Here is a 24,327-nt window from a genome sequence, read left to right as displayed (position 1 = left end):
GGCGGTCAGCCCGCAGCCCGTTGTCGTGCGTCGCCCGGCGCCGCCGTTGCGCAAGGGCTCGTGATCTCCGGCGGGGTCGCGCCGGGGCGGAGCGGGACGACCAGCCGGCACACCAATCCCTCTGGACGCCAGTCGAAGGAGGCGCGCCCACCGAGCTGGCTTTCCACACTGGCCATCAGGCTGCGCGTGCCGAAGCCGCGCGAGGTCGGTGCGCGCACCAAGGGACCGCCGGTTTCAATCCAGATCAGATCCAGGCGCTCATCCTCGATGGTCCATTTGACCGAGAGATGTCCGGAGCGGACCGACAGCGCGCCGTATTTGGCCGAGTTTGTCACCAGCTCGTGCAGCGCCAACGCCAGCGTCTGTGCGGTCGCAGGCTCGAGTTGCAGCTCGGCACCGTCAAAGGCGACCTGGCCGCCCGGTGCATAGGGTGCAAGTTCTTCGGCCACCAACCTGCTTATCTTCGCACCTTCCCAGCTTGATAGCGAGAGGATGGTGTGAACGCGGGCCAGTGCGCTGATGCGCCCCTCTACCGCGTTGACATAGGTCTTCACGCTGTCCGCCTTGGTGAGCCGCACGATCGACTGGGCCAAGGTCAGCGCATTCTTGGCACGATGATCGACCTCGCGGGTCAGCAGGTTCTGTCGTTCCTCGGCGCGCTTGCGCTCGGTGATGTCGATCGTGACCCCGCTGACGCGGATCACGCGGCCAGTCCTGTCGGTGGTCGCCGCGGCCGTTCCAACGCACCACCGCTCTTCGCCATCGGGCCGGTTGATCCGGAACTCAGCCTCATACGAAGCCGTGCCACGGCTGAATTCCGCGACCACCTGGCGGGCGCGCTCGGCATCCTCCCGGTGCAGCAGCGCCATGATGTTCACGGTGTTCAGCTCGAAGTTCTGCGGCGTGACGCCGAAGATGCGGTACTGGCCCTCGTCCCACATCCAGTCGCCATTGACACCGTCCCAGTCCCATGAGCCCATCCGGCCGGCCGCGATCGCCATGCTCCGACGCTGCTCGCTCTCGACGAGCTTTGCTGTTGATCGCTCAAGCTCGGCCGTGCGAGCCCGTACCCGGTCCTCCAGCTCAAGGTTCAGATGTTCGAGCTCGCGTGTCTTGCGATAGAGCTCGGCAAAGACCTTGATTTTGGCGCGCAGCACCTCCGGCACGACGGGAACCGGCACGTAATCGACGGCGCCCATCTCATAACCACGCAGGCGATCGAAGTCGCTTACCTGGATGGCGGAGATGAAGATGATCGCAATCTTCTGGAACCTCGGATGCTCACGGATCATTTGCGCCAGCTCGAAACCGTCGAGCTCAGGCATGCAGACGTCGACGAGGATCACGGCGATCTCGTTCTTCAACAGAATTTCGAGCGCCTCGCGACCAGAGGTGGCGACTACGAGGTTTTCGCCGAGTTCCTTCAGGATGACCTCGTAGGCCAGCAGCTTCGCCGGCTGATCGTCGACCAGGAGGATGTTGACCTTCGCATGTTCCATCATGATGAGCCGTTCAGCGGTGCAGCCACATGCGAATCGCAAGAAGCAGCTGCTCGGTGTTGACGGGTTTTGCCAGATAATCGGAGGCGCCGGCCTCGAGACACTTTTCGCGGTCTCCCTTCATGGCTTTCGCGGTCAACGCGATGATGGGGAGCCGGACGAAGGCGGGGTTTTGCCTAATGACGCCGATCGTCTGATAACCATCCATCTGCGGCATCATGATGTCCATGAGGACGATCGCGATTGCAGGATTGCTCTGCACCAGGTCGATCGCTTCGCTGCCGGTGGTCGCCGTCAGCACTTTCATGCCGCGGCGTTCCAGCACGCTGGAGAGAGCAAAGATGTTGCGGGCGTCGTCGTCGACCAGCAGCACCGTCTTGCCGATCAGATCCTCGTCGGAACTGTTCAGCTTCTCGAGCATGCGCTGCTTCTCGAGCGGCAGTTCCGTAATCACACGGTGCAGGAACAACGACGTCTCGTCGAGCAGCCGCTCCGGCGATTCCACGCCCTTGACGACGATGCTCCGCGCCATCGTATGCAGTTCCGCATCCTCCTCGGCCGACAATTCCCGCCCGGTGAAGACGACCACCGGAACGCTCGACAAGAATTCGTCGGAGCGCAATTGATCGAGGACGTCGAACCCGCTCATGTCGGGCAGCCGGAGATCGAGAACCACGCAATCGCACGGGGCGCTACGCAGCGTATCGAGCGCCGCAGCTCCCGTATCCGCCGCGATGATCTCGATGTCGTCGTGATCCAACAGCTGGCGGATGCTGAGCTGCTCGGCCGCGTTGTCCTCGACGATCAGCAGCCGCTTGCGTCGCGGCTTGGCGTATTCCTTGATCTGCGACAGGGCCGCGCTGACGCCTTCTGTTGTCGTGGGCTTGCTGACAAAGGAGAAGGCGCCACGCGCCAAAGCGTGCTGGCGGTCTTCGTCGAGCGTGATGATCTGCACCGGGATGTGCCGCGTCAGCGGATTATGCTTGAGCTGGCTCAGAACGGTCCAGCCGAGCATATCCGGCAGGAAGACGTCCAGAGAGATCGCGGCTGGTTGATACTGCTTGGCGAGATCCAGCGCTTCGGCGCCGCGGCCGGCGATCAGGACCTTGAAGCCCTTATCGCGCGCGAGGTCGATCAGGACGCGCGCGTAGTGTGGATCGTCCTCGACCACGAGCAGGATCGTATCGCCGGGTTCGAGATCGAGACGATCGTCCGGCGGCGGCTCGATCCCGCGCTCCGGCGCGGCCGCTTGCTGCAGGGCTGGAGGTTGAACGTAGGGAACGGGCGATGCGGGACTGACGCGCGGCGTCGTTGCGGGACCTGAATATTTGAGCGGCAGATAGAGCGTGAAGGTGCTGCCTTTGCCGGGGGCGCTCTTGAGATGGATCTCGCCGCCCAGGAGGTTGGCGAGCTCGCGGCTGATCGCGAGCCCGAGACCGGTGCCGCCATATTTGCGGCTCGTGCCGGCATCCGCCTGCTGGAACGCCTCGAAGATCAGCTTCTGCTTGTCTTGCGGAATGCCGATGCCGGTGTCCGAGACCTCGAACGCGATCACGGCCGGCGCAGTGTTGAGCACCGGATGTTCTGCGCTCCATCCGCCGAGCGCCGCAGACACCTTCAAGCGCACCCCTCCTTCGGCGGTGAACTTGAAGGCGTTCGAAAGCAGGTTCTTCAGCACCTGCTGCAAGCGCTTGGAATCCGTGACGATGCTGCGGGCCAGGTTCGGGTCGACGTCGATGTTGAAGGCGAGCAGGCGGTTTTCTGCCTCGTGGCGGAACGGACGTCCCACGGTATCCAGGAGGTTGGTGGTGAGGATCTCCTCGGCATCGACCGTCACGGTGCCGGACTCGATCTTGGAGAGATCGAGGATGTCGCTGATCAGATTGAGCAGGTCGGTGCCGGCGCCATGGATGGTGCGGGCGAACTCGACCTGCTTGAGAGTGAGATTGCCGTCCGGATTCTCGGTCAGCTGCTGGCCGAGGATCAGGATGCTGTTGAGCGGCGTGCGCAGCTCGTGCGACATGTTGGCGAGGAACTCGGACTTGTACTTGGATGTCAGCGCGAGTTCGGTCGCCTTTTCCTCGAGCGCGCGGCGGGCCTGCTCGATCTCCTGGTTCTTGCGCTCGACCTCGACGTTGCGCTCGGCGAGCTGTTGCGCCTTCTGCTCGAGCTGTTCGTTGGTCTGCTGCAGCTCGCGCTGCTGGGTCTGAAGCTCCGCGGCGAGCTGCTGCGACTGCTTCAACAGTCCCTCGGTCTGCATCGTGGCTTCGATCGAATTGAGCACGATGCCGATGGAGTCGGTGAGCTGCTCGAGGAACGTCATCTGCGACGTCGTGAATGGGCTGAGCGACGCCAGCTCGATCACCGCCTTGACCTGGTTCTCGAACAACACCGGCAGCACCACGAGGTTCTTCGGGACGGCGCGGAGCAGGGCGGAGCCCACGGGGATGACGTCGGCTGGGATCTCCGAGACCAGCCGCTGGCGTTTGTCGATCGCGCATTGCCCGATGAGGCCCTCGCCGAACTGGACATGCGTCCGGTGAGGATAGATGCCGTCATCGGCGTATGAGGCGAGCAGGCGCAGCTGTGGCGCGGACTCAGTCTCGACCTGATAGATCACGCCGCGATGGGCGTTCACCAGCGGCGTCAGCTCGGTCAGCAGCAGGCGGCCGACGGTGGTCAGGTCGCGCTGGCCCTGCAGCATGTTGGTGAACTTGGCGAGGTTCGTCTTGAGCCAATCCTGCTCGGTGTTGAGGTCGGTGGTGAGCCTCAAATTGGTGATCATCGTATTGATGTTGTCTTTGAGCTCGGCCACCTCGCCGCGGGCATCGACCTGGATGGAGCGGGTGAGATCGCCCTTGGTCACGGCCGTCGCGACCTCGGCGATAGCGCGCACCTGGGACGTCAGATTGGCCGCGAGCAGGTTGACGTTGCCGGTCAGGTCCTTCCACGTGCCGGCCGCGCCGGGCACGTTGGCCTGACCGCCGAGCCTGCCCTCGACGCCGACCTCGCGGGCCACGCTCGTCACCTGGTCGGCGAAGGTCGCCAGCGTCTCCGTCATGTTGTTGATGGTGTCGGCGAGCGCTGCGACCTCGCCCTTCGATTTGACCGTGAGATTCTGCTTGAGATCGCCGTTGGCGACGGCGGTCACGACCTTGACGATGCCGCGGACCTGCTCGGTCAGGTTCGCGGCCATGAAGTTCACGGTATCGGTGAGGTCTTTCCAGGTGCCGGCAACGCCCGGCACCTGCGCCTGTCCGCCGAGCTTGCCTTCGGTGCCGACCTCGCGCGCCACGCGCGTCACCTCGCCGGCGAAGGCGTTGAGCTGATCGACCATGGTGTTGATGGTGTTCTTCAGCTCGAGGATTTCGCCCTTCACGTCGACGGTGATCTTGCGCGACAGGTCGCCGCGCGCCACCGCGGTGGTGACCTCTGCGATGTTGCGGACCTGCGTGGTCAGGTTGGCCGCGAGCAGGTTGACGTTGTCGGTCAAATCCTTCCAGGTGCCGCCGACCCCGGGCACAACGGCCTGGCCGCCCAGCCGGCCCTCGGTGCCGACCTCGCGCGCGACGCGCGTCACTTCGGCCGCGAACGAGCGCAACTGCTCCACCATCGTGTTCAGGGTGTCCTTGAGCAGCAGGATTTCGCCGCGCACGTCGACCGTGATCTTCTTCGATAGGTCGCCGCCGGCGATGGCGGTCGCGACCTCGGCGATGTTGCGGACCTGCGCGGTCAGGTTCGAGGCCATGAAGTTGACGCTGTCGGTGAGGTCCTTCCAGGTACCAGCGACTTCGGGCACCTCGGCCTGGCCGCCGAGCTTGCCTTCGGTGCCGACCTCACGGGCGACGCGCGTCACTTCGGACGCGAAGGCGTTGAGCTGGTCCACCATCGTGTTGATGGTGTTTTTCAGCTCGAGGATTTCGCCCTTCACGTCCACGGTGATCTTGCGGGAGAGGTCACCGCGCGCCACGGCCGTGGTCACCTCGGCGATGTTGCGGACCTGGGCCGTCAGATTGCCGGCCATCGAGTTGACGCTGTCGGTGAGATCCTTCCAGGTGCCGGCGACGCCGGGGACGTTGGCCTGGCCGCCGAGCCGGCCCTCGGTGCCGACCTCGCGCGCCACGCGCGTCACCTCGCCCGCGAAGCGGTTGAGCTGATCCACCATCGTGTTCAGCGTCTCCTTGAGGCTCAGGATCTCGCCGCGGACGTCCACCGTGATCTTGCGCGACAGGTCGCCGCCGGCGATGGCGGTTGCGACCTCGGCGATGTTGCGCACTTGGGCGGTCAGATTGCCGGCCATCGAGTTGACGCTGTCGGTGAGGTCCTTCCAGGTGCCGGCGACGCCGGGCACCTCGGCCTGGCCGCCGAGCTTGCCGTCGGTGCCGACCTCGCGCGCCACGCGGGTGACTTCGCCAGCAAAGGCGTTGAGCTGGTCGACCATCGTGTTCAGCGTCTCCTTCAGTTGAAGGATCTCGCCGGAGACGTTGACCGTGATCTTCTTCGACAGGTCGCCCTTGGCGACGGCGGTGGCGACCTCCGCGATGTTGCGGACCTGGCCGGTCAGGTTCGAGGCCATCGAGTTGACGCTGTCGGTGAGATCTTTCCAGGTGCCGGCGACTCCGCGCACCATGGCCTGGCCGCCGAGCTTGCCCTCGGTGCCGACCTCGCGCGCCACGCGCGTCACCTCGCCGGCGAAGGCGTTGAGCTGGTCGACCATCGTGTTGATGGTGTCCTTCAGCTCCAGGATCTCGCCGCGCACATCGACGGTGATCTTCTTGGACAGGTCGCCATTGGCGACGGCGGTCGTCACCTCCGCGATGTTGCGGACCTGCGCCGTCAGGTTCGACGCCATCGAGTTGACGCTCTCGGTGAGATCCTTCCAGGTGCCGGCAACGCCGAGCACGTTGGCCTGGCCGCCGAGCCGACCGTCGGTGCCGACCTCGCGGGCGACGCGCGTGACCTCGCCGGCGAACGCGTTGAGCTGGTCGACCATCGTGTTCAGCGTTTCCTTCAGCTGAAGGATCTCGCCGGAGACGTTGACCGTGATCTTCTTTGATAGATCGCCGCTGGCGATGGCGGTCGCGACGTCGGCGATGTTGCGGACCTGGGCCGTCAGGTTCGACGCCATGAAGTTCACGTTGTCGGTGAGATCCTTCCAGGTGCCGGCAACGCCCGGCACCTGCGCCTGGCCGCCGAGCTTGCCCTCGGTGCCGACCTCGCGCGCCACGCGCGTCACCTCGGAGGCGAAGGCGTTGAGCTGGTCGACCATCGTGTTGATGGTGTCCTTCAGCTCCAGGATCTCGCCGCGCACGTCGACCGTGATCTTGCGTGACAGGTCGCCGCGAGCGACCGCAGTGGTGACGTTGGCAATGTTGCGGACCTGAGCGGTGAGGTTGCCGCACATCGCGTTGACGGAGTCGGTGAGGTCCTTCCAGGTGCCGGCAACGCCGGGAACGATCGCCTGGCCGCCGAGCTTGCCGTCGGTGCCGACCTCGCGCGCCACGCGCGTCACCTCAGAGGCGAACGAGCGCAACTGATCGACCATCGTGTTGATGGCTTCCTTCAGCTGCAGGATCTCGCCGCGCACGTCGACGGTGATCTTCTTCGACAGGTCGCCATTGGCCACCGCGATCGTCACCTCCGCGATGTTGCGGACCTGGCCGGTGAGGTTGTTGGCCATCGAGTTGACGCTCTCGGTCAGGTCCTTCCAGACGCCCGTGACCTCGGGAACCTGGGCTTGGCCGCCGAGCTTGCCCTCGGTGCCGACCTCGCGCGCCACGCGCGTCACCTCGGAGGTGAAGACGCTGAGCTGCTTGATCATCGTGTTGACGATGGTCGCCGATTGCAGGAACTCGCCGCCCAGAGGCCGCCCATCGACGTCCAGCTTCACGGTCTGCAGGAGGTCGCCTTGGGCCACGGCGGCGACCGCGCGCGTCACCTCGCGGGTGGGCCATAGAAGATCGTCGATCAACGTGTTGATCGAGCTCTCCATGTCCGCCCAGGAGCCGCTGGCAATGCCGAATCGCACGCGCTGGCGCGTCTTTCCCTCCCGTCCCACGACCTGGCCGACGCGTTCGAGCTGCTGCGCCATCCGCTCGTTGGCTGCAATGATCTCGTTGAACGTGTCGGCGATCTTGCCGTCAATGCCGAGATAGTCGCCGCTCATGCGCACGGAGAAATCTCCGGAACGCATCGCCTGGAGGACACGGAGCAGATCCTGGCTGGCATCGGCCGCCTCGGCTCCGTTGCCTTGGCGACCAAACCCTTGGCGCAGGGGCATCGGACCGGCAGCAGAATCGACATCGCTCATCAAGTTCCCCCGTGGCAGACCGCCTGCCAGCAAGAATCCGAGATTCGTATAGCCGGCGGCATACAAGCCGCCGCAACTATCCAAATCAAGCCGGGACGCCGATTTCTAAGGCTTATGGAACCGGCTTCTGCTGGCACAAGCACCTCAACTCCCCTCCAGCAAAAGGGTTCCAAAGGATTTAACTGCCAACGAGGACGGCCGTTTCCATGGAACAACGAAGAGACGCCGTCGGAGAACCGCGGGTCGAGATCGGTAGCTCAGTCGCCGCGATGGCCTCCGAAGGCACGATGGGGAATGGTGCGGGAGACAGGAGGAGGTCGGATGGCGCTGCAATGCGCGCCATGTTCCATCGAGCGCAGGGCGAATATTAATATCATGTAACAGAGTTGCACCGCTCCGCCGCGTCTACCAACTCATTGGGATGAAACAATCAGATCTTTTCAGAGAGAACGCAGACAACTGTCTTCAGCTCGCGGAGCGCGCCGACGGAGAGCCGGCGTTCCGGCGCTATCAACGGATGGCCCAGGGCTGGAACGCCCTCGCCCTCCAGCAGGATTGGCTCGATGGCGAGATTGCGCCGCTCGGAGAGCCCCGGACTGCGCTGCCCAAGTAACAAATCCGAATGGAGGAGCGTCCCATGACAGCCCGCACCGTTCTCATTGCACTGCTGACGGCCTTCGGCCTGGCATCGGCCGTCGCCGCGTTCACGACGATCCGCCAGGTGCATACGGAAGCGTATTCGCTGCCGCAGCCCATCACCCGCATCTGAACCAGCGGCAGCATCAAAGCTGCCGATCCGCCAGAGGATCCATAGACCTGTCCATCGGCGTAGGTCGCTTTTGCAGCCGCCAATTGTACATGGATCGATCCGAGCTCCGCCGGCTCGCCGGTACGGCCCAGCGAAGTCTGGCCGCCGCGCGTCCAGCGTCTCCATTTCAGCTCCGCCGGAGACCTGAAGCGGGGTCCAGGTTGGCCGGGAGCGACGGCGTTACGAGTACCCTTCGGCCCGGCTGCTTGGCCAACGACTTTACGTAGTTCGTTGGCTGGTCCCGGCTTGACGTGAGGGCAGGCGGCCTTGATGATCCAGAACGGGGCATGAATGTTGGCCTTCATGGTTGCATCGAAATCTTCGGAAGAGACGTCCCGGATCGACTGACGCGTCTGCTGCCGCGACGATGTCGAGTCCGCCGAGCGCTTCGATGGCCTGTTGCACCAGCCGCCGGCAGAACTCCTCGTCGCGCAGGTCGCCAGTGATGGCGACGGCCTTCCGCCCTCCCGCCCGGATCAAGGCGATGACCTCCTGCGCATCCGGCTCTTCGGTTGGGTCGTCGCTCGTGGCGACGTCGGCGCGTTTCGGCGAGGGCGGCAGTGCGTCCCATGCAGCAGTCGCTCCCCGGTGATCAGCGCCTTGCGCCGGCGAGGGCCTCCGAACTGCGCTGAGCCGGGTGACGCGGTCGATTCTGCGACGTGTTGGCTCAAGGAGGGAACGAACAGGCGTAGCCGGCGTCGTTACGGCGCGAACCGCGGCCGCGTCGGCGCTACCCAGCTCGGCGCGCTTGGATCACCGACAGAAGGAGCTATCCGATGACGCAGCCAAGCCAAGGCATTGTCAGGACTGAACGCGGCGAGGACCAGCCCGCCGACAAGGAGCGCGCGCAGCGGGTGCATCAGACTACATCGCCGGATGCGCCCTCGCGCGAGGCGACGCGGCATCCTTCGCAGGCTCGCAAGCAACACAGCGGAGACTTGGATTCGGACTGAGCGTCCGGCGGGACTTGAGAACAGCCGGTGACGGTCGAACGTTGCCGATCCATTGGCATGGGAGGATCACATGACATCGATGCTCGATGAACGCGAATATGGCAACCTGATTGGAAGCGACAAGGTCGAAGGCACGGCCGTCTATGGCGCCGACGACACCAAGATCGGCACCATCGAACGCGTGATGATCGACAAGCTGAGCGGGCGGGTCTCGTATGCCGTCCTGGGCTTCGGCGGTTTCCTCGGGCTTGGCAATGACCACTACCCGTTGCCCTGGCAATCCCTGAAGTACGACACGCGACTCGGCGGCTACGTTACCGGCGTGACCGAGAATCAGCTGCGAGGTGCGCCGAAATATTCCGACGAGCGTGAGTGGGACTGGGGCGATGCCGGAGCAGGGCGCAAGGTCGACGACTATTACGGCGTCCAACTCGCTTAGGACCGCCGAACCCGTTCATTGCGCTGTCCAGGCGTTGACGAACCTCGCACGTCGCGGCCATGTCAGCGCTCCCCGATGAAATCTCAGGCGGCCGGCGGCTGAGCGCTGTTTTCGGCCGCCGATCCAGCCATCATGCTGCGGCGGCTCGACAGCCAGATCGGAATCTCGCGGTAGCAGGTGCCTTTTTCATTCATCTCTGCGACCGTCCACCGGCTCGGATGCCGTTCCTTGCCGACGAAGACCCAGTCGTCGGCGGCAGGTGGCGGCTCATTCGGCCTCGTCCTCAGCCATGCCGAACGGGCTCCTTTCGGCAAGCGATCCTGCTTCATCTGATAGAGATCATATACTGGTGAACGCATGACGCTACTCGTCCTCAAGCAACCGCAATTCTCAACACCCTCAGCGTGTCGCGTGGTCGCGGCGGAATTGTGGGAGCGACGCGGCCAGGCTGTGCAAAAGCACGATCAAGCCTGTGATGGACGGTCTCTGCCATATTCTTCGCATGACACGCGTATCGCTGCGAAAAAGGCGACGCGCGGGGCCGTTCAATAACCCCGCGAGCCGGGACCGGCGCCGATTGCGTCCGGCAATGAAGAGTACCAGCCCGCGACCGGCGGACTGATCAAATCAGAAGAAAGCGTAGCTGAGATCGAGACCGTAGGTGGCGTGGAGAATGAAGCCAAACGCCGTGGCGCCGCAGAGCATCAGGATCGTGCGCAGCTTCTCGGAGTCGATACGAGTCTCTTCGAGATGGGTCGGGAGAGCCTTGATGAGTGTTGTCATTGTGGGACCTCTGTACGCGAAACGAAGACGGAGAGTGAGTTATGAAAAGTATATCTGAGGTTGTTAGATCCCGTTCTGGGGAGGTGGTTTTTGTAGAGTCCCAGAAGAGTTCTAATTGTGAAAGAGGAACCCAGCATCGTGCAGTTTTTGGGGCAAAGTTGCGGAAAGTAAATGATCAGTAAATTAAATCTGAGGTTGATATTAGTTGCGTACAGTATTGTTGCACGTCTTGGCTGCTGAAAGAAGTTGCCAAGTTGCGGCGACGCGGCGCCGCACGTTTTTAAGCTTAATTCCATCGGGGAAGCGGTTTGAGTGTTCTCAGCCTGTGCGGCCCGCTGCCGATGAGCAGTGTCCGAGCCACGACGCCAATGCGGTTGCAAAAGCAACTCGAAGTATAGAGGCGGCTCACCTCGACCTCGGCCAATTTGTGACGCGGCGTTAACGGCTATGGCAATGTCGCCACTCGCTCGCCGGCTTCTTTAGCATGACTGGTATCATGTGAGTGGTGACGACGGAAGCCGTTCGCTGAAATCTCGCAGGTGGGTGTGCTCATCAAACAACAGCCGCATAATCATCGAGCAGGGATCGCACGGGCGTCTCGTGTCGAGCCCAGTTGAGGCGCCAGCGTGATGGGCAGTTCGTGGATGATGATGGAGGAAGCGCGCGTGGCATGCCCGCCCTCCGGTGACGGCCTGGACGGATGCTGCGCGTTCCGATCACCGGTCCCATCTCAGTACCGGGATGTCCCGACCGGCCGCCAATCCTCCTGATGCGAAGCGGATGACGCCGCAGGCGAATGGGCGCCGGGCCGCGCCCGCGATCCTCCAGCATCCCGCGTGATGGGCCCCTGAGGTGGGTGCGGCAATTCGGATACACCTGCCATCAACGGTATTTCCGTGTGTTTCTGCACGTTGCAATTCATTTGGCGGTATGTCAGCAGGTAACTTGTTAGGGCGAACGGCCCGCCCGGGCTGCCAGCATGACGCGTGCAAAGGTTTTAGAGTACCGTTCGGACATCGATTGGCTGCGCGCCGTCGCCGTGATTTCGGTCATTGGATTTCATTACGAGTTGCCAGGCTTTGGCGGGGGGTTTGTCGGGGTCGATATCTTCTTCGTCATCTCCGGCTATGTGATCTCCCGTCTCATCTGGACCGGCATTCAATCCAATTCCTTTTCGTTCATCGCCTTCTACGAACGAAGGGCGCGGCGCCTGCTTCCGGCGCTCTATCTGATGATCGTCGTCACCGGGATGGTCGCGTGGTTCTTGGCGCCTCCTGGCGACTACCGGATGTTCTTCGGAAGCGCGGTCTCCACGGTTCTGTTTTCGTCGAACGTCTTCTTCTGGTCGCAGACCGGCTATTTCGATCTGCCAACGATCGGGAAGATTCTGATCCACACCTGGTCATTGTCGGTGGAGGAGCAGTTCTATTTCCTGTTTCCGGTCGTGACTTGGCTCTGGAGCCGGCTGTTTCCCGACCCAGCGTCGAAGCCGTCACTCGGGCTGGTCATCCTCGGAACGGTCGCGCTGTGTGTGCTCGACGAGCTTTGGATCAAGCAATCGCCCTCGACCGCCTTCTACATCGCCCCGCTGCGGGCCTGGGAGTTCTTGATCGGAAGCATTGCGTTTTTCCTGCATCGATGGTCACCGGTCAGAGGCGAGACGCGCCTGGCCTTCGCGGCCTTGGGCTTGGTCTCCATGCTGCTCGCCGTGGTCACCTTCCGCGCAGAGACCCGCTTCCCGGGATTGCACGCGCTGATCCCCTGTGTCGGTGCTGCGGTCTACATCGTCGCGTTCAATCAGGAGGAGGGCAGACCCAGGCTGCCATTCAGCGAGATCGGAGCATTCCTCGGTCGTCTGTCCTATTCGCTCTATCTTTGGCACTGGCCGGTTTTCGTCCTCGGCAGGGCCGCGCTGCCGCTGGATGTTGCGACCTCAGCCGCCGCTACGGCTGGACTCCTACTGTGCTCGCTGCTGCTGGCCTATTTCTCCTATGTCATCGTCGAGCGGCCGGCGCGCGCGCGAACCGTGTGGGTCGGCGTGCGTGGCTCACCGGTGATCGCGGGCGTTGCCGCCGTCCTGGTTGCGGTCGGAATTCACGGCGTCGCGCATGACGGCTACGCCGATCGCTTCCCGCAATCACAGGCGCGAATGCTCCGGTACGATTCCCGGACGATGGAGCCGTTCTATCGGGCGCATAGCTGCTTCTTGCAGCCCGATGAGCCGGCATCGGCCTACGATTTCGAGGCGTGCCTGAAGCCGGCTGCAAACAAGCGCAACATTCTGCTCGCCGGCGACAGCCTTGCCGCGCATTATGCCTGGGCGTTGCGCAGCTACCTATCGTCCGATGCCTACCATCTTCTGCAGCTCACGTCAGGGGGCTGCCCGCCGTTTGTCGAGCTCAAGCTGCGCAGCTCGCGCAACTGTAACGACGTCAATCAGCTGCTACGCGATCAGATCAGGGCGCACCGCTTTGACGCCATCATTCTTTCCGGCAATTGGCGCGCCTATCTCGAAACTTATGGCCAGCCCCCCGCACGGCGCGTCGACGGTTATTTGAACGCGCTGCTGGCGGTCGCTCAGGAAACGGGAGTTCCAGTTCTGCTCCTCGGTCCCTCGATCGAGTTTCCAGCTCCCTTGGCGTCGACGTTGTTCAACCATGAGCAGACGCACGTCCCGATCGGCAATGCGCTGATGCCGAAAGATGCGTCGTTCGAGGCGGACGATCGTCTGCGAGAGATCGCCCGCGCGTATCCGCTCGTTCAATACGTTTCCATTCTCGGCACGATTTGCAGCAAGAGGCGTTGTCCGCTGACGATCGACGCGGAAACACCGATCGTTTGGGATACCATCCATTTCACCCCGGAAGGCTCGAGGTTCGTCGTCTCGCAACTCGCTCCGCAACTGGATGCATTCTTGCAGAGACTGGAGCAGCCCTCCGGGGCCGGGACGAACGAGATCCTGGCGGGTGACGGCCCGACGGCAACCCGGAACCCCGCTCCGTCCCGGATTCAATGATGGGAAGCGACCGAGCACGGGACCTGCGGGAGCCATGAACTTCGGCGAGTGTCGTGCGTTCCCCTGCCGTTGATGTCGGACGTTGCCTTCGCGCGGCCGTGAAAGTGGTCCAACGTCATCGGTCTCTCAAGCCGTTCGGGACGACACACATGAATCCGATCATCAAGGCGATGGCAGTGCTTGCGTGCGCCGCCTGCTGGAGCACCGCCGCGACAGCCCAATCGGTGCGCTGGAACACCTACAGGATCCCGGAGACCGGCACCTCGGTCGACATTCCGGTCTCGATCTTCAGGGACACGGCGGGCCAACCCGAGGGCTACGGCCAACGCTTCCAGACTGCCGACGGCCGCGCCAATCTGACCGTGCAGTCGATATCCAACAACGCGCAGGACTCACCTGCGCGGTTCCTCGCCAGGAAGAACCCGCCGCCGAACATCCAATACAAGCGCGTCACCTCGCGCTTCTTCGCGGTGTCGAGCTATAAGGGCGACTACGTCTGGTACAATCGCTGCAACTTCGTTGGGGGCTATGTGCACTGCGTGCTGATCAACTATCCCCGGGCCTGGGAACGCGATTGGGACGGCATCGTCACCCGTATCAGCCTGTCGCTGAACCGGAGCTGAGCGGGGCGCCTTTAACGAAGTCTTCGGCTGGCGGCTTTGATCCACCTCAATGATGCCGTCGGGCTCCTCTGAATAAGCTTCGGCTTCATTTCAGCCGCCGCTTACAGACGAGCCAGCCCTACATGGCCGCAGCGTCCTTCACCGTACGGGCCCAAAGCGCCAGCGCGATCGCCACCATCAGGTGCCGCAGCGCGCAGGACGCGCTGCTTACGGCGAACGCCTATCTGCGTCTCGGCGCCGCCTGCGTCAGCATTGAAACGCCGGGCGGACAAAGCATGAGCCCGGATCGGCTCGATGCGTTGCTCAACGAGGCCGGTGGGCGCATCGGCTTGTGAAGCCGGACGGTCCAGCGGCCACCAATTTTCCCTGACGTGATCGTGGCGCCTGCGGAGTGGGCTTCTGAGAGCCTGTCCAGGTCAGGACGAGGACGCCTCCATGCGGTCGTCGGGCAGCGCCGTCGGCCACGAGACGTCCGAGATGTAGGGGCCGTACAAAACGTCCTGGCGCCGCTGGTAGATGATCGTGAGGGCGACAACGGCAATGAAACAGATTGCGGTCAGAATGGCCAATTCAAACATGATGCAACTCCATCGCCCCAGACGTGGCGGATGAAGGGCGCCGGCGTCAAATGGAAGCCGGCGTTAAGCTGAAGAGGAAAGCTTAATGCGCGCGGGTCATCCTGCGTCGCAGGCTGCAGGCGAACATCTAAAGCAGAACCGCTGGGCCCGCGCGGCGGAATCGCGGATCGCGAGTCCTGCCGTTTGGCGCGTACTACTCAGCGACGGTCGATTGATCGGTATCGAGCTCCGGAAACATCGCCCGGCAGCTCAGGCAATAGGACTCGAAAATGAAGCTCAGCAACGTGGACATCGGTAACCCCCATCAGTCGACGTTATGCTCGGCAACATGCCGGGGGTCTGTTTCAAGACGACTTCGTGCGCCCAGCGAAGTGGTTTCGATCGGAGCCAGGAAAGCTTCGCGGTCATAGGACATGGGCGCGCGCACGCTCCTGAAGATGAAGTTGTTGCAATAGTCCTTCCGCTTCCAGAACCATTCGCCATCGGCGCGCTGATGGATTTCCGGGTCGAAGGCCGACAACGGAAGCAATCTCCCGCGGCTCAGGAATTGGCCCTGATAGCCGAGACCCCGCAGGAACAAGAATGTCTCCTTCACCCTGTCGAGCGTCGCCAGGCGGCGGTCGCACTCGACCACGATCAACGGCCGGCATCGGCGCAAGGTGCGCTCGGCGCCGCGCAGCACGTCGAGTTCGGCGCCCTCGACGTCGATCTTGATCGCAGAGACGTTTCCGATGTCAGGGAGATAGTCGTCAAGCGACGTCGTCTGCACCTGGATCGCCCTCGAGGTCTCGGCGGGCCGGAGCAGCGAGGCCCCGGGCTGATGCCCCTCGGGAACGAACAGGGTTTTCCTGCTGGAGCACGAATAGACGGCGCGCGGTTCGACCACGACATTGTCGAGCGAGAACCGGGAACAGAGCCGCGCCAATCGCTCGGCAAGATCCGGCTGGGGCTCGAAGGCGACGACCCGCCCCGGCGCCGACCACCGTGCCAGCCAGTAGAGAAAACTGCCCTTGTTGGCGCCGATGTCGCAGACGATGTCGCCGCGCCGGATGTGACGCCGCAACTCGGACAGCTCCGTCTTGTGGTCGCGGAATCGGGACCGCAGGATTCTGACCAGAAACCGGGATGCCTCATGCTTCGCCAACCGAGCCTCCCAACGCCATGGCCACGCGCCCGGCAAACGAAGGCAAGCCTAGTGGCGCACGCCCTGTCGCTCACGGCGATGCTTCGAAATGAACGAGCGGCGGGGCGCCACGATGGCGCTGGCGTGGCGACTGGCGATCCCAGCAGGACTCGAACCTGCAACCCGCGGAGTAGAAATCCGCTACTCTATCCAGTTGAGCTATGGGACCGTCGTCGCGAGACGAGCATCGCCGGGTGACCATCCCAAGATGAACGTCCGGAGGATGAGCGTCATGGGATGGGTGCCGGAGGGCGACGTCCGGCCAGCGCGCTTTCCATAGCACGGGTCATATGAAAAATCTTCCGTTTCGCCAAGAGCGGCCGAACCCGACGGAGGCCCGGGGAGACCAAGCGGAGGCGGAGGTGGGTCTATCGCCCCATTTGCGCGTCAGCGGCGTCGGATCAGCGGCCGCCGCGGCTTGTCTGTATGCCATGTCCCGTGAATTGCCCGTCGATGAACAGATTTTCCTGTCGCATGTGCATGCCGATGATCGCGCCTGCGACGGGCCGCTCAGCGGTCCACTGCAACCTTTGCCATCAGTCCGTCACCATTTCGCGTCCATTCTCGCCACGAATCGTCCAAACACGGACATCCCTCCGCGTGTCCCGAACAGCCGCCGAAATCGCCGTCCAAGGAGCTGCCCCATGATCGGTCTGGTCCGCGCCGCCGTCCTCTGCGCCATCATGGCGCTCGGTCTTGCTTCTGCCCACGCCGCCGACAAGGCGTTCAAGCGCGACGACCTGGCGGATGCCGCAATCAAGCTGGAGGCGCAGATCAAGAGCGAGGCGGGGGCGGTGAACAAGCCGCTGGCGACCTTGCGCACGGACGCCGACGCGGCGCTTCGCCGGAACGACCTGCGCACCGGGCTGCAGATCCTCGGGCAGATCGCCACCGCGGCGCCGGATGATTCCGGCAACTGGCTGCGGCTGGCGCGCACTGTGTTGAACCAGATCAAGCCGGCCAACTCGTCGGAGCAGACTTTCCTGCTCGAGCGCGCCTCGACGGCGGCCTACATCGCCTATCAGCGCGCCGGCAATGCCGGGGAGGAGGCCGACGCGCTCGCGGTGCTCGGAAAGACCATGGCCGAGCGCAAGCTGTGGCGTCCGGCGCTGGATACGCTCAGGATGTCGCTCGAGCTCCGTGAGGTCGCCGACGTCCGCGGCCAGTATGAGCGGATGCGCGACGAGCACGGCTTCAGGCTGCTCGACTATACCGTGGATTCGGACTCGGCGAGCCCGCGCGCCTGCTTCCAGTTCTCCGAGGATCTGGCCAAGCGCACCGACTTTTCGCCCTTCGTGGCACAGGCCGGCAATGACAAGCCGGCGCTGACCTCGGAGGACAAGCAGCTCTGCGTCGAGGGACTCAAGCATGGCGAGCGCTACAACATCAATCTGCGCGCCGGCCTGCCCTCTAGCGTCAAGGAGAGCCTGCCGAAATCGGCCGAGTTCAATATCTATGTCCGCGACCGCAAGCCGTTCGTGCGCTTCACCGGCAAGGCCTATGTGCTGCCGCGCACCGGGCAGAAGGGCATTCCGCTGGTCAGCGTCAACACGCCCGCGGTCAATATCAACGTGTTCCGGATCGGCGACCGCAACCTGATCAACACCGTCATCGACAGCGACTTCCAGCGTCCGCTGTCGAGCTACCAGCTCACCGATCTCGGCAACGAGCGCGGCATGAAGGTGTGGAGCGGCGAGCTGTCGACCGCGATGACCCTGAACCAGGACGTCACCACTGCCTTCCCGGTCGACCAGGCGCTGAGCGACATGCAGCCGGGCGTCTATGTGATGACGGCCGCGCCGAAGGGCCCGACCAGCGGCAACAGTGACGAGGACAGCGGCGGCCAGCTCGCGACGCAATGGTTCATCGTCTCCGATCTCGGCGTCGCCGCGTTCTCCGGCAATGACGGCATTCACGTGTTCGTCAATTCGCTGGCCTCGACCGATCCAGTCGCGCGCGCCGAGGTGCGGCTGGTGGCACGCAACAACGAGATCCTGGCGACGCGCAAGACCGACGACGCCGGCCACGTGCTGTTCGAGACGGGCCTGGCGCGTGGCGAGGGGGGGCTGTCGCCGGCGATGCTGACCGTATCGGGCGAGAAGACCGACTATGCCTTCCTCAGCCTGAAGACGTCCGCCTTCGACCTGTCCGATCGCGGCGTCGCCGGGCGCGAGGCGCCCACGGGGCCAGACGCTTTCGTCTATTCCGAGCGCGGCGTCTACCGCTCCAACGAGACGGTCTACCTCACCGCGCTGTTGCGCGACGGCAAGGGCAACGCCATGACCGGCACGCCGCTGACGCTCGTCGTCGAGCGTCCCGATGGCGTCGAGTTCCGCCGCGCCGTGCTGCCGGATCAGGGCGCCGGCGGCCGTTCGTTCAGCGTGGTGCTGAACTCGGCAGTGCCGACCGGGACCTATCGCGTCCGCGCCTTCACCGATCCGAAGGGGACGGCGGTCGGCGAGACCACGTTCATGGTCGAGGACTACGTCCCCGAGCGGCTGGAATTCGACTTGTCCTCCAAGGACAAGCAGATCAAGGCTGAGACTCCGGTGGAGGTGAAGGTCGACGGCCATTTCCTCTATGGTGCGCCGGCCTCCGGCCTGCAGCTCGAAGGCGACCTGCTGGTGACCACGGCCTCGGAGCGGCCGGGCTTCCCCGGCTATCAGTTCGGCGTCGCCGACGAGGAGAGCGCCTCCAACGAGCGCACGCCGATCGAGGGGCTGCCCGAGACCGACGACAAGGGCGCGGCGACCTTCCCGGTCAGCCTGCCGAAGCCGCCGTCGTCGAGCCGGCCGCAGGAGGCGCAGATCTTCGTGCGCATGGCCGAGACCGGCGGCCGCGCCGTCGAGCGCAAGCTGGTGCTCCCCGTGGCGCCCAAGGCGGCGCAGATCGGCATCAAGCCGTCGTTTTCCGGCAAGAGTGTCGGCGAGGGCGACAAGGCCGAGTTCGAAATCGTGTTCGTCTCGCCCGAGGGGAAGACGCTAGCGCGCAATGGCCTGCGCTATGAGCTCCTGAAGATCGAGTCGCGCTATCAATGGTACCGGCAGAACTCCTATTGGGAGTATGAGCCGGTGAAGTCGACCAAACGCGTCGGTGACGGCGACGTCGCAATCGCCGCCAACAAGCCGGCGCGGCTGAGCTTCCAGCCGGAGGCTGGACGCTATCGGCTCGACGTCAAGTCGGCCGAGGCCGACGGTCCGGTGACGTCGCTGCAGTTCGACGTCGGCTGGTACACCGAGGGCAGCGCCGATACGCCTGACCTCCTGGAGACCTCGCTCGACAAGCCGCAGTACCAGTCGGGCGACACCATGGTGGTGACGGTGAATGCGCGCACCGCTGGCAAGCTCACGGTCAACGTGCTTGGCGACCGGCTGCTGACGACGCAGACCACCGAGGTCAAGGAAGGCACCAACCAGGTCAAGCTCGCGGTTGGCAGGGACTGGGGCACGGGCGCCTATGTCGTGACGACCTTGCGCCGTCCGCTCGATGCGGCCGCGCAGCGTATGCCGGGCCGCGCGCTCGGCGTTGCCTGGTTCGGCATCGACAAGTCGGCGCGCACGTTGAATGTCGCGCTGACACCTCCGGCACTGGTGCGGCCGGGCTCGGCGTTGAAGATCCCGGTCAAGATCGGCGGCCTCAATCCCGGCGAGGACGCCAAGATCGTCATCGCGGCGGTCGATGTCGGCATTCTCAACCTCACCAACTATAAGCCGCCGGCGCCGGACGAGTATTATCTCGGCCAGCGCCAGCTCTCGGCCGAGATCCGCGATCTCTATGGCCAGCTGATCGACGGCATGCAGGGCACGCGCGGCCAGATCCGCTCCGGCGGTGACTCCGGCGGCGCCGAGCTGCAGGGCTCGCCGCCGACGCAGAAACCGCTGGCGCTGTATTCGGGCATCGTCACCGTCGGACCGGACGGCACGGCTGAGGTCAGCTTCGACATTCCGGAGTTCGCGGGCACGGCGCGCGTGATGGCGGTGGCGTGGAGCGCGACCAAGGTCGGCCGTGCCAACATCGATGTCACCGTGCGCGATCCCGTGGTGTTGACCGCGACCTTGCCGCGCTTCCTGCTGTCGGGCGACCGCGGCACGCTGTCATTCGACGTCGACAATGTCGAGGGCGCGCCCGGAGACTATGTCGTGGCCGTGAAGGCGAGCGGTCCGGTGAAGGTCTCCGGAAATGCCAATGTGACGTTGAAGCTCGCGGCCAAGCAGCGGGGCTCATCGACCCTGCCGCTGGACGCCTCGGGCACCGGCACGGCGCAGCTCGACGTCGACATCAAGGGGCCGAACGGGCTGAGCCTCGCGCGGCATTATCAGCTCGACGTCAAGCCGGCGACGCAGGTGCTGGCGCGGCGCTCGATCCGGACGCTGGCCAAGGGCGAGAGCCTGACGCTGACGTCGGACATGTTCTCCGACCTCGTGGCGGGCACCGGCACGGTGTCGCTGTCGGCGGGACTGTCGACCGCGCTCGACGCGGCGACGATCCTCAAGGCGCTCGACCGCTACCCGCACGGCTGCTCGGAGCAGATCACCAGCCGGGCGATGCCGCTGCTCTATGTCAATGAGCTCGCGGCCGGCGCGCATCTGGCGATGGACACCGAGGTCGATCAGCGCATCCGCGACTCGATCGATCGCTTGCTGGCGCGGCAGGGCTCGAACGGCTCGTTCGGCCTCTGGTCAGCCGGCGGCGATGATCCCTGGCTCGACGCCTACGTGACGGACTTCCTGACCCGCGCCCGCGAAAAGGGCTTTGCGGTGCCCGACGTGCTGTTCAAGAGCGCGCTGGATCGCGTCAGGAACTCGGTGGTCAATGCCGAGGAGCCGGAGAAGACAGGAGGCCGCGATCTTGCCTATGGCCTCTACGTGCTGGCGCGCAACGGCGCGGCGCCGATCGGCGACCTGCGCTATCTCGCCGACACCAAGCTCGGCAATCTGGCAACTCCAATTGCCAAGGCGCAACTCGCCGCCGCGCTCGCGCTGGTCGGCGATCGCGCCCGCGCCGAGCGGGTCTATGGTGCCGCAGCCGACAGCCTCGCGCCGAAGCCGGTGCTGGTGTTCGGCCGCACCGACTACGGCTCCGACCTGCGCGATGCCGCGGCGCTGGTGTCGCTGGCGGGCGAGGGCAATGCGCCGCGCGCGACGCTGACGCAGGCGGTGGCCCGCGTCGAGGCCGCGCGCGGGCTGACGCCCTACACCTCGACGCAGGAAAATGCGTGGATGGTGCTGGCGGCGCGGGCGCTCGCCAAGGAGACCTTGACGCTCGACGTGAACGGCCAGGCGGTGAAGCAGGCGCTGTACCGTAGCTACAAGGCGGCTGAGCTCTCAGGCCAGCCGCTGAAGATCACCAATACCGGCGATGCGCCGGTGCAGGCGGTGGTCTCGGTGTCCGGCTCGCCGCTGACGCCGGAGCCCGCGGCGTCCAACGGCTTCAAGATCGAGCGCGGCTACTACACGCTCGACGGCAAGCCGGCGGATATCAGAACCGCGAAGCAGAACGACCGTTTCGCTGTCGTGCTGAAGGTCACCGAGGCCAAGCCGGAATATGGGCACATCATGGTGTCGGACTATCTGCCGGCGGGGCTGGAGATCGACAATCCGCATCTGGTGTCGTCGGGAGACAGCGGAACGCTCGACTGGATCGAGGACGGCCAGGAACCGGTCAATACCGAGTTCCGCGACGACCGCTTCACCGCCGCGCTCGACCGCGCCGCGGATTCCAAGTCCGTGTTCACGGTCGCTTACGTCGTGCGCGCGGTGTCGCCCGGCAAATACGTGCTGCCGCAGGCCTATGTCGAGGACATGTACAATCCGTCGCGCTATGGTCGGACCGGGACGGGGTCCGTGGAGGTCCGCGCGGCGAAATGAGCGAGGCTGGAACGAGCGGTGATGGGCGCAGGACGGAGCCACATACTCCGTCATGCCCGGGCTTGTCCCGGGCACCCACGCTGCCTCCGCACGACGTGGATGGCCGGGACAAGCCCGGCCATGACGGGAGGAGGGGGCGGGGCGTCAAACGGCTGTTGGTGTGTACGCTCCTGTCGATCGTTGCAATCGTTCTCGCACTCACCGCCTACGCCATCTCCCTCGGCCCGCTGCCGCTGCGCGAGGCCGAGGCGCTGTCCACCACCGTCGTCGACCGCCACGGCAAGCTCTTGCGCGCCTATGCGATGGCGGACGGGCGCTGGCGGCTGCCGGTCAGCGCGAAGAAGGACGTCGATCCGACCTATCTGAAGCTGCTGTTCGCCTATGAGGACCAGCGCTTCTACGACCACCACGGCGTCGATCCACGCGCGCTGGCGCGGGCCGCGATCCAACTCGGCTCGCATGGCCATATCGTCTCCGGCGGCTCGACCATCACGATGCAGCTGGCGCGGCTGCTGGAGCCGCGACGGCAGCGTTCGCTGCACGCCAAGCTCAGGCAGATCGTGCGCGCGCTCGAGCTCGAGCATCAGAAGAGCAAGGACGAGATCCTTGATCTTTATCTGACGCTCGCGCCCTATGGCGGCAATCTCGAAGGCATCCGCGCCGCCTCGATCGCATATTTCGGCAAGGAGCCGAAGCGGCTGTCGCTGGCAGAAGCGGCCCTCTTGGTGGCGCTGCCGCAGTCACCGGAGACGCGCCGGCTCGACCGCCATCCCGAGGCCGCTCGACGCGGCCGGGACCGCGTGCTCGACCGCATGGTGTCGGAGAACGTGATCTCCGCCGAGGACGCGGCGCAGGCGAAGGCGCAAGCCGTGCCTACCTTCCGCAAGCCGATGCCGATCCTGGCGCCGCATGCCGCCGACCAGGCCTCGGCGGCCGTCAAGGGTCAGCCGATGATCCGCCTTACGCTGGATGCCTCGCTGCAGAAGGTGCTGGAGCCGCTGGCGCGCGATCGCGCCATCGCATTGGGACCAAACGTCTCGGTCGGCATCATCGTGGTCGACAATGACAGCGGCGACGTGCTCGCCCATGTCGGATCGGCCGACTATTTCGACGAGAAGCGGGCAGGGCAGGTCGACATGACTCGCGCGGTGCGCTCGCCCGGCTCGACCTTGAAGCCGTTCATCTACGGGCTCGCCTTCGAGGACGGTTTCGTGCACCCGGAGAGCCTGATCGAGGACCGCCCGGTGCGCTTCGGCTCCTATGCGCCGGAGAATTTCGACATGACGTTCCAGGGCACGGTGCCGGTGCGCAAGGCGCTGCAACTGTCGCTGAACGTACCGGCGATCGTGCTGCTGGACCGCGTCGGCGCCAGCCGGCTGTCGTCGCGGCTGAAGCAGGCGGGCGGCAATCTGGTGCTGCCGAAGGACGAGGCCCCGGGCCTCGCCATGGGCCTTGGCGGCGTCGGTGTGACCCTGCAGGACCTCGCCCAGCTCTATACCGGCTTTCCGCGGCTCGGCACCACCAGGCCGCTGCGCGAGATCATGACGGCTGACGGTGCGCAGGATAACGCCCGCGAGCCGATGCGGCTGATGGACTCGGCGGCCGCCTGGCAGGTCGGCAACGTGCTGCTGGGGACGCCGCCGCCGGAAAACGCAGCCCGGAACCGGATCGCCTTCAAGACCGGCACCAGCTACGGCTATCGTGACGCCTGGTCGGTCGGCTTCGACGGCCGCATCACGATCGGCGTTTGGGTCGGCCGGCCCGATGGTGCGCCGGTGCCCGGCCTGATCGGCCGCGTCGCCGCGGCGCCGATCCTGTTCGACGCTTTTGCCCGCAGCGGCAAGCTGCCGGCGACACTGCCAAAGGCGCCCAAAGGGGCGCTTGTCGCCAGCAATTCAAAGTTGCCAATGCCCCTTCGCCGGTTCCGGCCGGTCGGGGAATTGGTGCGGACCGGCGCAGAGCAGGCGCCGCACATTCAGTTCCCGCTGAATGGCTCCCGCATCGATGTCGACCGATCCGCGGGACGCGAGGCGTCGGTGATGCCGGTGAAAGTGTCCGGGGGCGTGCTGCCGCTGACCATGCTGGTCAATGGACTGGCCGTCGGCGAGATCGACGGCCGGCGCCAGCGCCTGATCGATCCGCCCGGGCCGGGCTTTGCCCGCCTCACCGTGATCGATGCCACGGGCGCTGCGGACACAGTTGTGGTCAGAATCCAGTGAGGGTTCGCTAAGCGGTTGTCGGCATGGCGGTTTCAGCGTATTCGGAACC

The 24,327-nt window shown here is 64.7% G+C and carries 14 protein-coding genes, 1 tRNA gene and 1 pseudogene; 8 read left to right on the top strand and 8 right to left on the bottom strand.

Features of this window, described 5'->3' with window-relative positions:
• Window positions 1–5: 5 nt before the first annotated feature.
• Window positions 6–1,499: an HWE histidine kinase domain-containing protein gene (locus ACQR1X_RS10345; RefSeq protein ID WP_316178950.1), complete on the bottom strand. Its 1,494-nt coding sequence runs from the start codon at window positions 1,497–1,499 to the stop codon at window positions 6–8.
• A gap of 13 nt (window positions 1,500–1,512) precedes the next feature.
• Complete coding sequence (locus ACQR1X_RS10340) at window positions 1,513–7,692, bottom strand: HAMP domain-containing protein (RefSeq protein WP_315800421.1); 6,180 nt, start codon at window positions 7,690–7,692, stop codon at window positions 1,513–1,515.
• A gap of 538 nt (window positions 7,693–8,230) precedes the next feature.
• Here ACQR1X_RS10340 and ACQR1X_RS10335 point away from each other — a divergent pair.
• Window positions 8,231–8,422 (top strand): hypothetical protein, encoded by a 192-nt coding sequence (locus ACQR1X_RS10335; RefSeq protein ID WP_315799896.1) that lies wholly within the window; start codon window positions 8,231–8,233, stop codon window positions 8,420–8,422.
• Between the two features lie 24 nt (window positions 8,423–8,446).
• The gene (locus ACQR1X_RS10330; protein ID WP_316178652.1) at window positions 8,447–8,578 is read left to right on the top strand and encodes a hypothetical protein; all 132 of its coding nucleotides are present in this window, start codon (window positions 8,447–8,449) and stop codon (window positions 8,576–8,578) included.
• Window positions 8,579–8,601: 23 nt separating this feature from the next.
• Here the strand turns inward: ACQR1X_RS10330 and ACQR1X_RS10325 are convergent.
• A pseudogene (locus tag ACQR1X_RS10325) lies at window positions 8,602–9,264 on the bottom strand (SDR family oxidoreductase); the annotation flags it as partial.
• A 376-nt stretch (window positions 9,265–9,640) separates the two neighbouring features.
• Between ACQR1X_RS10325 and ACQR1X_RS10320 the strand changes: the two are divergent.
• Window positions 9,641–10,009: a PRC-barrel domain-containing protein gene (locus tag ACQR1X_RS10320; protein WP_315738064.1), complete on the top strand. Its 369-nt coding sequence runs from the start codon at window positions 9,641–9,643 to the stop codon at window positions 10,007–10,009.
• Window positions 10,010–10,092: 83 nt separating this feature from the next.
• Here the strand turns inward: ACQR1X_RS10320 and ACQR1X_RS10315 are convergent, their stop codons facing one another.
• Together ACQR1X_RS10315 and ACQR1X_RS10310 are read right to left on the bottom strand one after the other, a co-directional pair.
• Window positions 10,093–10,368 (bottom strand): hypothetical protein, encoded by a 276-nt coding sequence (locus ACQR1X_RS10315; RefSeq protein ID WP_315799898.1) that lies wholly within the window; start codon window positions 10,366–10,368, stop codon window positions 10,093–10,095.
• A gap of 268 nt (window positions 10,369–10,636) precedes the next feature.
• On the bottom strand, window positions 10,637–10,792 hold the full coding sequence (locus tag ACQR1X_RS10310) for a hypothetical protein (protein ID WP_315738062.1): 156 nt from the start codon (window positions 10,790–10,792) through the stop codon (window positions 10,637–10,639).
• 979 nt (window positions 10,793–11,771) lie between these two features.
• On the opposite strand from ACQR1X_RS10310, the gene ACQR1X_RS10305 reads away from it, so the two are divergent.
• The 3 genes from ACQR1X_RS10305 to ACQR1X_RS10295 all read left to right on the top strand — a co-directional run bounded on the left by ACQR1X_RS10305 (window position 11,772) and on the right by ACQR1X_RS10295 (window position 14,766).
• Window positions 11,772–13,808, top strand: coding sequence for an acyltransferase family protein (locus ACQR1X_RS10305; RefSeq protein ID WP_434898764.1), 2,037 nt, complete (start codon window positions 11,772–11,774; stop codon window positions 13,806–13,808).
• A gap of 149 nt (window positions 13,809–13,957) precedes the next feature.
• On the top strand, window positions 13,958–14,431 hold the full coding sequence (locus ACQR1X_RS10300; protein ID WP_434839869.1) for a hypothetical protein: 474 nt from the start codon (window positions 13,958–13,960) through the stop codon (window positions 14,429–14,431).
• A gap of 122 nt (window positions 14,432–14,553) precedes the next feature.
• Complete coding sequence (locus ACQR1X_RS10295) at window positions 14,554–14,766, top strand: hypothetical protein (protein WP_315799901.1); 213 nt, start codon at window positions 14,554–14,556, stop codon at window positions 14,764–14,766.
• Between the two features lie 81 nt (window positions 14,767–14,847).
• On the opposite strand, the gene ACQR1X_RS10290 is transcribed toward ACQR1X_RS10295, so the two are convergent.
• The 3 genes from ACQR1X_RS10290 to ACQR1X_RS10280 form a co-directional block, all read right to left on the bottom strand.
• Entirely contained in the window at window positions 14,848–15,009 is a 162-nt protein-coding gene (locus ACQR1X_RS10290; RefSeq protein WP_315799902.1) for a hypothetical protein, read from the bottom strand.
• A 304-nt stretch (window positions 15,010–15,313) separates the two neighbouring features.
• Entirely contained in the window at window positions 15,314–16,153 is an 840-nt protein-coding gene (locus tag ACQR1X_RS10285) for an FkbM family methyltransferase (RefSeq protein WP_434898816.1), read from the bottom strand.
• A gap of 131 nt (window positions 16,154–16,284) precedes the next feature.
• Window positions 16,285–16,361 (bottom strand) — tRNA-Arg (locus ACQR1X_RS10280).
• Between the two features lie 475 nt (window positions 16,362–16,836).
• Between ACQR1X_RS10280 and ACQR1X_RS10275 the strand changes: the two genes are divergently transcribed.
• Together ACQR1X_RS10275 and pbpC are read left to right on the top strand one after the other, a co-directional pair.
• Window positions 16,837–22,059 (top strand): alpha-2-macroglobulin family protein, encoded by a 5,223-nt coding sequence (locus ACQR1X_RS10275; RefSeq protein WP_434898763.1) that lies wholly within the window; start codon window positions 16,837–16,839, stop codon window positions 22,057–22,059.
• Window positions 22,056–24,278 carry a penicillin-binding protein 1C gene (gene pbpC / locus ACQR1X_RS10270; RefSeq protein WP_315799904.1) on the top strand — a complete coding sequence of 741 codons (2,223 nt, stop codon included), beginning with the start codon at window positions 22,056–22,058 and terminating at the stop codon, window positions 24,276–24,278. The genes ACQR1X_RS10275 and pbpC overlap by 4 nt, the downstream gene beginning before the upstream one ends.
• Window positions 24,279–24,327: the final 49 nt, after the last annotated feature.

This window comes from Bradyrhizobium sp. HKCCYLRH3073, from assembly GCF_051167995.1.
Classification (GTDB): domain Bacteria; phylum Pseudomonadota; class Alphaproteobacteria; order Rhizobiales; family Xanthobacteraceae; genus Bradyrhizobium.
This window is presented reverse-complemented; position numbering and strand designations above follow the sequence as displayed.